A 14,037-nucleotide genomic window follows, 5' to 3' on the forward strand; every position below is an offset into this window, starting at 1 on the left:
AGTACATTTATAAGTGATGCTAATCTGACTCAACTACTCTATCTGGTCAGAAAAGACCTGAGAATTTTTGGCATTGACAATTTGTTCATTACAATTCCACGTCAAGGAGTACAGATTAATGAAAACATAGAAATAAAATGCTTAAATAGCAAACATCATTTCCTGCAGAAACCGTTTCTGTATTATTATGCAATGATTTTATTTATTACAATAATTCTATATATCACACTAAGATTTTACTTGCTTTAAGTATGGTAATGCCCATGGACGGGCAATACAGCTCACTTAGCAAAAACCTGTGCCAGTTTATCTTTCAACATTTTCAGTACGGGCCCAGCAAAAACCCCTCCCAGCCCTGACAATATGAGTATCATATTTATACCAGCACCTTTATCAAGAGCAATGCCAGAGAGTAAAAAACCTGTAAAACATGAAATAATGACTTGTTTTAAACATCCTGCTATATTTTTTTTCTTTCGTCCCCGGGCTTCTCTCATGAGATAGCTAACGACTCCCCCCCAAGCACTCACGATAATAATCGCAAGAATAGTCTCTAGCTCTATAATATATTTTAAGGCAGGTTCTGAACTTATTATCACTGACATAAATTATCCCGATCATTTATAGATGAATATTTAGATTGCAGTATCACTATCCACTCTCTAAGCACAACATAATATTTGCTTTTTTTATATAAAGATGCATAAACAGGGATTGTTTTAAAAAATATTTCATCAGGCAGTGATAATATTTTAATATTATACCCTCTGGTATATTTAAAAAATGAAGCCAACTCAAGAGGTACAATGCAGATCATATTTGTTGTTTCTACTATATTGACTACCCCTAACATAGAATCGCTGCGATAACCTATTTTACGTTCTGTTCTATGATCAACGCTATTGGTATAAACCATTACTTCCGGAGAGAACATATCAGATTGATATACCGCATGTGAAAAAGTATAAAAATGGTGTAGTGAGATTTGCTCTAAGATTGATAGTGGATTGTCGTTGCCACAAATACAAACATATTGCCTAAAAACGTCAATAAGATGGACTTCAATATCAAAGTTTTTTGGTGGTGAAAGATTAATTAAAATATCACCCACTCCAGAAAGTAACATTTCAGCCAAAGTATCTTCGCTATTTTTATTTACTGCATAATGATTTATTTCATACTTTTCAATTAATTCATCATTCCTAATAAAATGATGGAGATAATAATTCTCTACAATATCACTCCCTAATAAAGTTATTGCTGGAGGATCGTAGTTAATCTTTGAAAGTGAATATGTAGCGTTGATTACATTCACAACATGGCTATAGGCCTTATGGAGTTCCAATCCTTTTTTCGTAGGCGTCAACCCTTTTCGGGTTCGTTCAAAGAGCTTAAATGAATAAATATTCTGTAATCGACTTAACGCCTGAGAAACAGCAGCTGGTGTTATGGATAATCTCTCGGAAGCTCGAGAAGCGTTTCCGGATTCCACAACGGCATTAAATATCTTAATTAAATTGAAGTCAAAATCATTTTCGCGCACAAGCATTTCACTCACCTTTTCTTCTATTAACTGAGCAAAAAATAGAAGAAAATCTTTATTTTAAAAAATCATTTCTCATCATTTTTCCTGAAGATTTATTCTTGATATCTAACTCATTATTTTTGTATTCGATACAAAAATAAAAAGCCCAGGATTCTTCAATCCAAGGCCTTTTAATTAATAAGACAGCTGTAAATTAGCGCGTCAAATCGTCAAAAAATTTCTTCACACCGTCGAAGAAGCTTTTAGAGCGCGGACTGTTTTGCTCGCCGGTCGGGCCGCCAAAGCTGTCCTGCAGATCTTTCAGCAACTGCTTCTGCTTGTCGTTGAGGCCTACCGGGGTTTCAACCACCACACGGCACAGCAGATCGCCCTGTGCGCCGCCGCGTACTGACTTAACGCCTTTACCACGCATGCGGAACAGCTTGCCGGTTTGCGTTTCGCCCGGGATTTTTAACTTCACGCGACCATCCAGCGTCGGCACTTCAATCTCGCCGCCCAGCGCTGCCATCGCAAAGTTAATCGGCACTTCGCAGTACAGGTTATTGCCTTCACGTTCGAAAATTGGGTGCTGTTTTACCTGCACCTGAACGTACAAATCGCCTGCTGGCGCGCCATGTTCACCGGCTTCACCTTCACCCGCTAAACGAATACGGTCGCCAGTATCAACCCCTGCCGGGATCTTAACAGACAGCGTTTTGCTCTTCTCAACGCGACCATGACCATGGCATTTGTTGCACGGGTCTTTAATCAACGTACCGCGGCCCTGACAGTGTGGACAGGTCTGCTGTACGGCAAAAAAGCCCTGACGCATCTGCACCTGACCAGAACCGTGACAGGTTGGACAGGTCTGGGGTTGCGTGCCCGCCTTCGCACCGCTGCCGTGGCAAACATCACACTCTTCCAGAGTCGGAATACGGATCTCTTTGGTGACGCCACGCACGGCTTCTTCCAGAGTGAGATCCATGTTGTAACGTAAATCAGCACCACGTGAGGCGCGCTGACGACCGCGACCGCCGCCAAAGATATCGCCAAACACGTCACCAAAGATATCGCTGAAGTCGGCCCCGCCGCCAAAACCGCCGCCGCCGCCCATACCGCCTTGCTCAAACGCTGCATGGCCGTACTGATCATAAGCCGCACGTTTTTGCGCATCGGTGAGGATCTCGTACGCTTCTTTGATCTCTTTAAACTTGGCTTCGGCCTCTTTATCACCCTGGTTGCGGTCCGGGTGATATTTCATGGCCAGGCGCTTGTAGGCCTTTTTGATTTCACGCTCTTCCGCTGATTTGGAAACGCCTAAAATCTCGTAATAGTCTTGCTTAGCCATCTCTTTTTATCTGCCCCTAACATGCGTGCACGGGCGGAGAGGAAACCTCTTCGCCCGTGCCAGTAATTACCCGTTCAAAGGGCGATTATTTTTTGTCTTTCACTTCTTCAAACTCAGCGTCGACAACGTCGTCATCTTTCGCGTTGTTTGCAGAAGCATCAGCACCTGCTGCGCCAGCCTGCTGCTGTGCGTGCTGCTGCTGAGCGATTTCCATCAGTTTCTGGGAAACCTGTGCCAGCGCCTGCATTTTCGCTTCGATATCCGCTTTGTCTTCGCCTTTCAGAGAAGTTTCCAGCGCGGTCAGTGCAGACTCGATGGCAGTTTTGTCATCAGCCGGCAGTTTGTCGCCTGCTTCTTCAACCTGCTTGCGAGTGCTGTGCAGCAGATGGTCACCCTGGTTACGGGTCTGAACCAGCTCTTCAAACTTACGGTCAGATTCTGCGTTCGCTTCTGCTTCACGAACCATTTTCTGAATTTCTTCTTCGTTCAGACCAGAAGAAGCCTTGATGGTAATCTTCTGCTCTTTACCGCTATTTTTGTCTTTCGCGGAAACGTGCAGGATACCGTCGGCATCGATGTCAAAAGTAACTTCGATCTGCGGCATACCGCGCGGAGCCGGGCTGATGCCATCCAGGTTAAATTGACCCAGATCTTTGTTATCAGCCGCACGTTTACGTTCACCCTGCAGCACGTGGATGGTTACCGCAGACTGGTTGTCTTCAGCGGTAGAGAACACCTGGCTGTGCTTGGTCGGGATAGTGGTGTTTTTCGCGATCAGTGCAGTCATCACGCCACCCATGGTTTCGATACCCAGAGACAGCGGGGTAACGTCCAGCAGCAGCACGTCTTTCACATCACCGGTCAATACACCACCCTGAACGGCAGCACCGATTGCCACAGCTTCGTCCGGGTTAACGTCTTTACGCGGCTCTTTACCGAAGAACTCAGCAACTTTCTTCTGTACCATCGGCATACGAGTCTGACCACCGACCAGGATAACGTCCTGAACGTCGGAAACAGACAGACCAGCATCCTGCAGAGCAACTTTCAGCGGCTCGATAGAACGGTTAACCAGGTCTTCAACCAGGCTTTCCAGTTTCGCACGGGTCACCTTGATGTTCATGTGTTTCGGACCAGTCGCGTCTGCAGTGATATACGGCAGGTTCACGTCGGTCTGCTGAGCGGAAGACAGTTCGATCTTCGCTTTCTCAGCGGCTTCTTTCAGACGCTGCATCGCCAGCGGGTCGTTACGCAGGTCGATACCCTGATCTTTCTTAAATTCGTCAACCAGGTAGTTGATCATACGGCTATCGAAGTCTTCACCACCCAGGTGGGTATCACCGTTGGTTGCCAGAACTTCGAAGGTTTTTTCACCGTCAACTTCGTCGATTTCGATAATAGAGATATCGAAAGTACCACCACCCAGGTCATAAACCGCGATAGTACGGTTGCCGACTTCTTTATCCAGACCGTAAGCCAGTGCAGCTGCGGTTGGTTCGTTGATGATACGTTTTACTTCCAGACCTGCGATACGGCCGGCGTCTTTGGTTGCCTGACGCTGAGCATCGTTAAAATATGCAGGTACGGTGATAACTGCTTCAGTTACCGGTTCACCCAAGTAATCTTCAGCCGTTTTCTTCATTTTTTTCAGCACTTCAGCAGAAATCTGCGGCGGTGCCATTTTCTGACCTTTTACGTCAATCCATGCATCACCGTTGTCAGCACCGATGATTTTGTACGGCATGATGGCTTCATCACGCTGCACTTCTTCGTCCTGGAAGCGGCGGCCAATCAGGCGTTTAATCGCAAACAGGGTGTTTTGCGGGTTTGTCACTGCCTGACGTTTAGCCGGCTGACCAACCAGAGTTTCACCATCCTGGGTATAAGCAATGATAGAAGGCGTGGTGCGATCGCCCTCGGCGTTCTCCAGCACACGTGCAGTAGTGCCATCCATAATCGCTACACAAGAGTTGGTAGTACCCAGGTCGATACCAATAATTTTACCCATCTAAACGTCTCCACTAAAAATTCGGTCATCATGTGGTTGTGAATCTGTAATAAGGGCGAAACGTGCGGTTTCAACTACCCTGAATCGTTTTTTTTCAGACTCACCACTGCGGTTGTCTACAAGATGGGGTCGTAACCCACGTCATCAAGGGGGGCATGAAAAATTTTTTTAGCCTTGTGGCAATAAATTCGCAGAAAAAAGGCAAAAAGAGATAAAAATGAATAGTCGCCAACCAGAATTAATTCATACAACCAATTAAATCAGGAAAGCCATTCACATGAAAATTGCAATAAAAAGAAAAGATTACGAGCATGAATCGTTTTTATGACGACGGTAATATGGTCTGAAGTCACACACTTTTGCAGCCGTCAAAGAGAAACTCCATGAAATCCGTGTTAACCCTTTCCGCCAGCCTGCTTATGGGCCTTCTGCTGAGCAGCACCGCCGTAACTGGCTAGCGTGATGCCCATCACAGGGAAAATAATTCATTTACCCTTCGTTAGATCATAGACAGTGCCCTCTCCCCTGATTATCATGCCGCGCCCCGAAGACAGCGATCGTTATTCGGGGAAACTATTTCACCATTCAATCAATGATGATTTTGAGGAATTATGGGCAACACTAAGTTGGCTAATCCGGCACCGCTGGGCCTGATGGGCTTTGGCATGACCACCATTCTGCTTAACCTGCACAACGCGGGTTTCTTCGCTCTGGACGTTATTATTCTGGCGATGGGCATTTTCTACGGCGGTATCGCGCAAATTTTTGCCGGACTGCTGGAATATAAAAAAGGCAACACCTTCGGTTTAACCGCCTTTACCTCCTACGGTTCGTTCTGGCTGACGCTGGTTGCGATCCTGCTGATGCCGAAAATGGGCCTGGCGGATGCAACCAATAGTCAGTTCCTGGGCGCTTACCTCGGTCTGTGGGGCGTGTTCACTCTGTTCATGTTCTTCGGTACGCTGAAAGCGGCGCGCATGCTGCAGTTCGTGTTCCTGAGCCTGACAGTGCTGTTCGCCCTGCTGGCCGTGGGCAACATTGCGGGTAACGAAGCGATCATTCACGTTGCTGGCTGGGTAGGCTTAGTGTGTGGCGCAAGCGCCATTTACCTGGCGATGGGTGAAGTGCTGAACGAACAGTTTGGCCGTACCATCCTGCCAATTGGTGAAGCGCACTAATCTGACGCTATCCCCCCTGACGGGGGGATATTCCTTACAAGCGCTGTAACTCTGCCTGTACGCTCGAATCGCGATGATAAAGATCCTGTCGCAGCCAAATCCCCAAACCTAGCCCTACCAGCGATAACGCCAGCACATACCAGGCCGGAGCCATCGGCGACACGCTCATTAACATCGTGACGGCGATTGGCGTCAGACCACCAAAAATGGCGTACGACACGTTGTAAGAAAAGGATATTCCGGTAAAGCGGACTTCCGCCGGAAACGCGCGCACCATCACATAAGGCACAGCCCCCACCACGCCAACGCATAACCCCACCAGCCCGTATAACAGGAACAAATGCTGGGGATGGCTGCCGGTCAGGTGATAGAAAAACCAGCTTGAACAGGCCAGCATCAGGCTGCCGACAATAAAGGTTTTGCTGGCGCCGACCCGATCGACAATAAACCCGGCCAGCAGACAACCGACGCACAGCATAATGGTAGCGACACTGTTGGCTTGCAACGTTAGCGCCGGCGCAAAGCCATACTGCTTCTGCAACCAGACTGGTGACATCAGGATCACCACCACAATCCCGGCGGAAAGCAGCCAGGTCAGCAGCATTGAAATAACCACCGCTTTTTTATGTTTGCTCACCACTGACTTCACCGGTAGCTCTTGCGCCAACGCTTTACGTTGCTGCATTTCGAGAAATATGGGCGTCTCCTGCAGCCAGCGACGCAGGTACATCGCCACCAGCCCAAACACGCCCCCCAGCAGGAAAGGAATACGCCAGCCGTAATCATGCACCGCCTGCTGCGTCAGGCTGGTGTTCACCAGCGTCGCAACCACTGACCCCAGCAGAATTCCCACCGTCAGGCCGGCAGTCAGCGTTCCGCAGGCAATGCCGATGCGACGCTCCGGTACATGCTCCGCCACGAACACCCACGCGCCCGGAACTTCTCCGCCGATGGCAGCGCCTTGCAAAATACGCATCAGCAGTAACAGCAGCGGCGCGAGGATCCCCATTGAGGCGTAAGTAGGCAACAGACCAATCGCCAGCGTCGGTATCGCCATCAGCAAAATGCTCAGGGTGAACATTTTCTTGCGCCCGACCAGATCGCCAAAGTGCGCCATGATGATGCCCCCCAGCGGACGCGCCAGATAGCCGGCGGCAAAAATGCCGAAGGTTTGCACCTGACGTAGCCATTCAGGGATGTCTGCGGGGAAGAAGAGCTCGCCAACAACAGCGGCAAAGAAGACAAAGATAATGAAATCATAAAACTCAAGCGCACCACCAAGGGCAGCAAGCGTAAGGGTTTTATAATCCTGGCGATTCAGCGGTCGAGTGTGTTGTGACATAGCAAACCATGAGTCAGTGAAGTAATTGAATCTGTTCGTTGATATATGTAAAGCAAAAATTACTATATCGTAAACAATTCAATACTCCACTGTCATTGGTACTTATGCCACGATCGGGCTACTTTCAGGTATTTGTTTCGCGTATTGCGCTTTTAGGACGAAAAGATGCTACAACAGTCGGTGCGGTTTCCACATACGGCCCATCCAATAGCTGTATACAATACGGTACACTTGCAAAAATACCCGGCACGATAACCTTACCGTCGGCATCTTTCACGCCTTCCAGCGTCTCTTTGATCGATTTTGGCTGCCCAGGCAGATTCAGGATCAACGCCTGCTTGCGAATCACGCCAACCTGACGGGAAAGAATCGCCGTTGGCACAAAGTGCAGGCTTATCTGGCGCATCTGCTCACCAAAGCCCGGCATCTGACGGTCGGCTACGGCAAGCGTTGCATCAGGCGTTACGTCACGACGGGCCGGACCCGTTCCGCCGGTAGTCAGCACCAGATGACAACTCATTTCGTCTACCAGCTCGCATAAGGTCTGTTCGATGATCGCCTGTTCATCCGGGATCAACCGCGTTTGCAGCTCAAAAGGGGTGGTAAGGGCAGACGCCAGCCACTCTTCAAGGGCCGGGATACCTTTATCCTGGTAAACGCCGCTGGAAGCACGGTCAGAAATGGAAACCAGGCCAATGCGTAAAGTATTCATGATTATTCCGTTTAAACAGTCTCGTTAAACAGAATGATACACTGCGAAGGGAAGGACAGACAGGTTTCAGAAGAGGTAGCGTGACCCATATCAGGGCCACGCACTAACGATTACAGCAGATCGCCGATCATTTTTTCCAGTTTACCCTGGTCTACAGCAAACTTACGGATACCGTCCGCCAGTTTGTCTACAGCCATCGGATCCTGGTTATGCTGCCACAGGAACTCAGCTTCGGTGATGCGTGCAGGGCGCGCTTTCACTTCGCCGGAGAAAGACAGTTTACGTTCGATAGCACCTTCGCTTTCCGCCAGTTCTTTCAGCAGTGCCGGAGCAATCGTCAGACGATCGCAGCCTGCCAGCTCAATGATTTCGCCGATGTTACGGAAGCTCGCACCCATAACTACGGTTTCGTAACCGTGCTGTTTGTAATACTCGTAAATTTCCGTTACGGAAACCACACCCGGATCTTCTGCCGGTGCATACTCTTTCTTGTCGGTATTGGCTTTGTACCAGTCAAGAATACGGCCAACGAACGGAGAAATCAGATATACGCCAGCTTCTGCACATGCACGTGCCTGCGCGAAGGAGAACAGCAGAGTCAGGTTACAGTTGATGCCTTCTTTTTCCAGCTGCTCAGCGGCACGGATGCCCTGCCAGGTTGAAGCCAGTTTAATCAGGATGCGATCGTTGCTGATGCCAGCATCGTTGTACATTTTGATCAGGCGTTTTGCTTTAGCGATGGACGCGTCGGTGTCGTAGGACAGACGAGCGTCAACTTCAGTGGAGATACGACCTGGGACCAGTTTCAGGATCTCCAGACCGATATTTACTGCCAGCTTGTCGGTCGCGTCGACGACCTGCTGCGCACGGTCGTTGCTCTGCTGCTTAGCCCAGGCTACAGCGTCATCAATCAGCTTGCGGTATTCCGGGATCTGCGCTGCGTTAAGAATGAGAGAAGGGTTAGTTGTGGCATCCTGAGGCTGATACAGCTTCATTGCCGCGATGTCTCCGGTGTCGGCCACTACTGTGGTGAACTGACGAAGGGAGGTCAATTTGTCCGTCATGATAGCGATTCTCTTTAAACAGCTTGTTAGGGGGATGTAACCGATCTTCCCTGATGATAGCACGACGCACTCTCAGCGCAACCGCCTGGATTGTCCGACCAGCCGCTCAGCCCTGATTACGCATCGCCAAGCCTGTGATGCGCAATTAAGGGATATAACGATTGTTATGATAAACTCCCGCAATCAATCACCCTATAAGGTATATACTGGTCGATTATTGGTAGCGCTTACATGGGAATATTCGCGCTTACCGGCATCAACAAGAGGGATGTTAATGCCTGATTTTTTCTCATTTATTAATGAAATACTCTGGGGATCGGTGATGATCTACCTCCTGCTTGGCGCAGGATGTTGGTTCACCTGGCGTACAGGGTTTATTCAGTTTCGCTATATTCGCCAGTTTGGCAAAAGTCTTAAAAACAGCATCAGCCCGCAGCCGGGCGGTTTAACTTCCTTTCAGGCTTTATGCACCAGTCTTGCCGCACGTATCGGTAGCGGAAATCTGGCGGGCGTGGCGTTGGCGATTGCCGCTGGCGGCGCGGGAGCCGTGTTCTGGATGTGGGTCTCGGCGATCATTGGTATGGCGACGTCATTTGCCGAGAGCTCTCTTGCCCAATTGTATAAAGAGCGCGACAGCAAGGGACAGTTTCGCGGCGGTCCTGCGTGGTATATGGAGCGTGGGCTGGGCATGCGCTGGATGGGCGTTCTTTTTGCCATCTTTTTACTCATTGCTTATGGTCTGATTTTTAACAGCGTTCAGGCAAATTCGGTCTCTCATGCGCTGACCTTTGCTTTTGATATCCCTCCCCTCTTTACCGGTATCGCACTGGCAATAGTGTCATTATTGGCAATCATTGGCGGCATTAAAGGCGTTGCCCGCCTGATGCAATGGTTCGTTCCGATGATGGCGCTGTTGTGGGTCGGTTGCAGCATCGTCATCTGTCTTTGGCATTTCGGGCAGCTCCCCGGCATTATCATGACCATTATAAAAAGTGCCTTTGGCTGGCAGGAAGCCGCAGCCGGTGCCGCCGGGTATACACTAAGCCAGGCCATTGCCAGCGGCTTTCAACGCGGTATGTTTTCTAATGAGGCCGGAATGGGATCAACTCCGAACGCGGCCGCGTCAGCAGCATCCTGGCCTCCGCATCCTGCGGCACAAGGCATTGTGCAAATGATCGGAGTATTAGTTGATACGCTGATTCTCTGTACGGCCAGCGCGATGATTGTTCTGTTGGCTGGTAATGACGCCAGCTATGTACCGATGGAAGGCATCCAGTTACTCCAGAAAGCGATGGTTTCAGTGACGGGAGAATGGGGTGCCGGATTCGTGGCGTTAATTGTGATTCTGTTTGCCTTTAGCTCTATCGTGGCCAACTATATCTATGCGGAAAACAACCTCGTTTTCCTGAAGCTGGACAATATCCGCGTCATCTGGCTATTACGGATCGCCACCGTTAGCACCGTTATCGGCGGAACGTTAGTCAGCGTTCCGCTGATCTGGCAGTTGGCGGACATCATTATGGCGTGTATGGCCATCACTAACCTGACGGCGATTCTGCTGCTTTCACCGGTTGTGCAGACTATCGCCTGCGACTATCTACGCCAACGCAAACTCGGGGTGCGCCCAGAATTCGATCCGCGCCGTTATCCTGATATCAGACAACAACTTGCGCCCGAAAGCTGGGATGAGCCGCCGCGCGGATAGCGCGGCAATCGCAACCATCGATCAATTCTGTCGTTTTTTTTGCTAAAGTCGCAGTAAATTTCCTGCAAGGACTGGATATGCTGATTCTGATTTCACCTGCAAAAACGCTCGACTACCAAAGTCCGCTGGCAACGACACGTCATACATTGCCCGAACTGCTGGATCACTCTCAGCAGCTTATTCACGTGGCGCGCCAACTCTCTGCTCCGCAAATTGGCAAGCTGATGGGAATTAGCGACAAGCTGGCGGATCTGAACGCCACGCGTTTCCATGACTGGCAGCCTGATTTCACGCCGGAAAACGCGCGCCAGGCCATTCTGGCGTTTAAAGGCGACGTGTATACCGGACTGCAGGCTGAAACCTTCAGCGAAGCGGATTTCGACTTCGCTCAGCAACACTTACGGATGTTGTCCGGGCTGTACGGCGTTTTGCGTCCGCTGGATTTGATGCAGCCTTACCGTCTGGAGATGGGTATTCGTCTGGCCAATGCGAAAGGTAAAGATCTCTACCAGTTCTGGGGAGATACCATCACCGATAAACTTAACGAAGCGCTGGAAGCGCAAGGCGACAGCGTAGTGATTAACCTCGCCTCGGATGAGTATTTTAAATCCGTGAAGCCGAAAAAGCTCAATGCGGAGCTTATCAAACCGGTCTTCCTCGACGAGAAGAACGGCAAGTTCAAAGTCATCAGCTTCTATGCCAAAAAAGCGCGCGGCCTGATGAGTCGCTACATTATTGAGAACCGCTTAACGCAGCCAGAACAGCTGACCGCCTTTAACAGCGAAGGCTATTTCTTTGATGAAGAAGCGTCAGGAAATGGCGAACTGGTGTTTAAGCGCCAGGAGCAGTAGTAAAAAGGCCGGATGGCGGCGAACGCCCCATCCGGCCGACAGGTTTTGTAGGCCCGCTAAGCAAAGCGCCAGCGGGCACAACCGTTAACCGCGGGTCATCATCAGCTTGCGCAATTCAGCAAAATCAGCAGGCAGGTGATGAGAAAGCAGCGGCAGGTCCGCGCGTTCCGCCAGCGCTTTTGGCAGAGCCAGCGTCAGGTCAAGAATCTCTTCAACGCTTTCTTTAAACTTGGCCGGATGCGCAGTGCCGAGGAACAGGCCGTACTCGCCAGGGTTCAGTTGGTCACGCAGCGCACGGTAAGCCACCGCCGCATGCGGTTCTGAGGTGTACCCCATCTCATGCAGCTCACGCATCGTGTCCTGAGTAGTGGCATCGTCAACAGCGGCATAACCCAGCTCATTCAGACGCCAGATTTTACGGCGGAACAGTTCTTCCACCCGCGGCCAGTTATTTGGCTGGCTGACATCCATCGCATTCGACAACGTCGCCTGTGTCGCTTTCGGCGCCCACTCACCTTGTGCAAGAAAGCGTGGAACCGTATCGTTGACGTTGGTCGCCGCGATAAAACGCTTCACCGGCAAGCCCAGTGATTTTGCCAGCAGCCCGGCAGTCAGATCGCCAAAGTTGCCGCTGGGAACGGAAATAACCAGCTGATTACGCGCCTCTTGCGGCAGTTGAGCCACGGCCTCAAAGTAGTAACAGATTTGCGCCAGCAGACGGCTAATGTTGATTGAGTTAGCCGAATTCAGCCCCAAAGCTACCTTCAGCTCTTCGTCATCAAACGCCTGTTTCACCAGCGCCTGACAGGCATCAAAATCGCCATCAATCGCCACGGTTTCAATATTGCCACCCAGTGTACAGAACAGTTTTTCCTGTAATGGGCTAATCTTGCCGTTCGGATAAAGGATCACCACGCGCACATTTTTCAGACCATAAAAGGCATGTGCGACTGCCGCACCAGTGTCTCCAGAGGTCGCCGTCAGAATGGTGACCGGTTTGTCGCCGCTGATATGCGTCAGCATCTGCGCCATAAAGCGCCCGCCAAAGTCTTTAAATGCAAGCGTTGGGCCGTGGAACAGCTCCAGACAGCCGATATCCGCGGCAACCTGAGCAACCGGCGCCGGGAAGGCAAACGCCGCACGCACGCGCTGTTCCAGAATCTCCTGTGGGATTTCATCACCGATAAATGCGGAAAGGATCTTCGCGCTGCGGCTAACGAAATCCTGGTTCAACATCTCATCGACTTCTGACAGATTGAATTCCGGCAAATCGTGCGGAAAAAACAATCCCTGATTCTTGCCAAGCCCTTGCGTGACGGCCTGTGCAAAGCTGACCTGTTCGTTATGATCTTTCAGATTATACAGTTTCATTGATTATCCCAGTACCCGTGCACCCGCCGTGTCCAACCGGCAAATATGAACAAAGCCTTCCTGATTTTGCAGATAATTTTTACCCAGCCAGTCTGCTACACGCTGCGCCGTATCCGGCTTGTCGCACAAAGCGAACAGCGTCGGCCCCGAACCGGAGATGCCGCTGGCCAGCGCCCCGATTTCCGCTACCGCCTGACGCGCCTGGCTAAAGCCTGGCAGTAGGCGGGTACGGTACGGCTCAGCAATGACATCTTTCATCAGCTTCGCGGCAAGCCCTGGCTGACGGGAATAGCAGGCATGGATAAACCCAGCCAGATGCCGCCCGTGGGCGATACAGTCCTGACGGCGATACTGCGCAGGTAAAATCGCCCGCGCTTCTGCCGTCGACACTTTAATCCCCGGATACGCGAGGACCCACAGCCACTCATCAAAGCCTGGCACCTGCTGGCTGATAATGCCGTTTTCTTCGATCATTAACTGCATGCCGCCCAAAAAGCACGGGGCGACGTTATCGTAATGAATACTGCCGGAGATACGCCCTTCCAGCTCACCCATTATCGCCAACAGGCGCGTATCGTTGAGCGGTTTACCGCAATGCTCGTTCATGGCGACCAGCGCCGCTACAACGGAACAAGCGCTGGAGCCTAACCCGGAGCCAATCGGCATATTTTTTTCCAGCGTCATCGCCACCGGAACGCTTTTACCCAGCTCCTGACAGAATCGCTCCCAGCACTGGTAGACAATATTTTCTCGCGGCTCAGGCGGCAGCTTATTGGCAAAGCGACCGAGGTTGTTGAGGCTGAAATGGTCAGCCGCCTCAACGGATACCACATCGCCTAACAGCGAACCGTCCACCGGAGTTACCGCTGCTCCGAGCACATCGAACCCGACGCTCATATTGGCGCTGGAAGCCGGGGCATAAACTCTCACCAT

12 protein-coding genes are annotated in these 14,037 nt (G+C 50.5%); 3 read left to right on the forward strand and 9 right to left on the reverse strand.

Annotation, left to right across the window (positions count from 1 at the left end; genetic code table 11):
* Positions 1-281: 281 nt before the first annotated feature.
* From OGV93_RS14895 to dnaK, 4 genes are all read right to left on the reverse strand, one after another.
* Complete coding sequence (locus tag OGV93_RS14895) at positions 282-605, reverse strand: phage holin family protein (RefSeq protein WP_046275510.1); 324 nt, start codon at positions 603-605, stop codon at positions 282-284.
* On the reverse strand, positions 596-1,549 hold the full coding sequence (locus OGV93_RS14900; protein ID WP_065554595.1) for a LysR family transcriptional regulator: 954 nt from the start codon (positions 1,547-1,549) through the stop codon (positions 596-598). Before OGV93_RS14900 ends, OGV93_RS14895 begins: the two co-directional genes overlap by 10 nt.
* 190 nt (positions 1,550-1,739) lie before the next feature.
* Positions 1,740-2,873, reverse strand: coding sequence for a molecular chaperone DnaJ (dnaJ, locus tag OGV93_RS14905; protein ID WP_008786151.1), 1,134 nt, complete (start codon positions 2,871-2,873; stop codon positions 1,740-1,742).
* An 85-nt stretch (positions 2,874-2,958) separates the two neighbouring features.
* The gene (dnaK, locus tag OGV93_RS14910; protein ID WP_016151634.1) at positions 2,959-4,881 is read right to left on the reverse strand and encodes a molecular chaperone DnaK; all 1,923 of its coding nucleotides are present in this window, start codon (positions 4,879-4,881) and stop codon (positions 2,959-2,961) included.
* A gap of 611 nt (positions 4,882-5,492) precedes the next feature.
* On the opposite strand from dnaK, the gene satP reads away from it, so the two are divergent.
* Positions 5,493-6,059, forward strand: a complete 567-nt coding sequence (gene satP / locus OGV93_RS14915; protein WP_047358362.1) for an acetate uptake transporter — start codon at positions 5,493-5,495, stop codon at positions 6,057-6,059.
* Between the two features lie 34 nt (positions 6,060-6,093).
* Here the strand turns inward: satP and OGV93_RS14920 are convergent, their stop codons facing one another.
* The 3 genes from OGV93_RS14920 to tal form a co-directional block, all read right to left on the reverse strand.
* Positions 6,094-7,401, reverse strand: coding sequence for an MFS transporter (locus OGV93_RS14920; RefSeq protein ID WP_047500141.1), 1,308 nt, complete (start codon positions 7,399-7,401; stop codon positions 6,094-6,096).
* Between the two features lie 124 nt (positions 7,402-7,525).
* Complete coding sequence (mog, locus tag OGV93_RS14925) at positions 7,526-8,113, reverse strand: molybdopterin adenylyltransferase (RefSeq protein WP_047414486.1); 588 nt, start codon at positions 8,111-8,113, stop codon at positions 7,526-7,528.
* Positions 8,114-8,223: 110 nt separating this feature from the next.
* Positions 8,224-9,177 carry a transaldolase gene (tal, locus tag OGV93_RS14930; protein ID WP_016151631.1) on the reverse strand — a complete coding sequence of 318 codons (954 nt, stop codon included), beginning with the start codon at positions 9,175-9,177 and terminating at the stop codon, positions 8,224-8,226.
* Positions 9,178-9,451: 274 nt separating this feature from the next.
* Between tal and OGV93_RS14935 the strand changes: the two genes are divergently transcribed.
* Together OGV93_RS14935 and yaaA are read left to right on the forward strand one after the other, a co-directional pair.
* Positions 9,452-10,882 carry an alanine/glycine:cation symporter family protein gene (locus tag OGV93_RS14935; RefSeq protein ID WP_137379948.1) on the forward strand — a complete coding sequence of 477 codons (1,431 nt, stop codon included), beginning with the start codon at positions 9,452-9,454 and terminating at the stop codon, positions 10,880-10,882.
* 77 nt (positions 10,883-10,959) lie between these two features.
* Positions 10,960-11,733: a peroxide stress protein YaaA gene (yaaA, locus tag OGV93_RS14940; protein ID WP_016155647.1), complete on the forward strand. Its 774-nt coding sequence runs from the start codon at positions 10,960-10,962 to the stop codon at positions 11,731-11,733.
* An 84-nt stretch (positions 11,734-11,817) separates the two neighbouring features.
* Here yaaA and thrC read toward each other — a convergent pair whose 3' ends face one another.
* Positions 11,818-13,104 (reverse strand): threonine synthase, encoded by a 1,287-nt coding sequence (gene thrC, locus OGV93_RS14945; RefSeq protein WP_019078326.1) that lies wholly within the window; start codon positions 13,102-13,104, stop codon positions 11,818-11,820.
* 3 nt (positions 13,105-13,107) lie between these two features.
* Positions 13,108-14,037 (reverse strand): homoserine kinase, encoded by a 930-nt coding sequence (gene thrB, locus OGV93_RS14950; protein WP_016155645.1) that lies wholly within the window; start codon positions 14,035-14,037, stop codon positions 13,108-13,110.

It is taken from the genome of Citrobacter sp. Cb031, assembly GCF_030336725.1.
Taxonomy (GTDB): Bacteria; Pseudomonadota; Gammaproteobacteria; order Enterobacterales; family Enterobacteriaceae; genus Citrobacter; species Citrobacter braakii.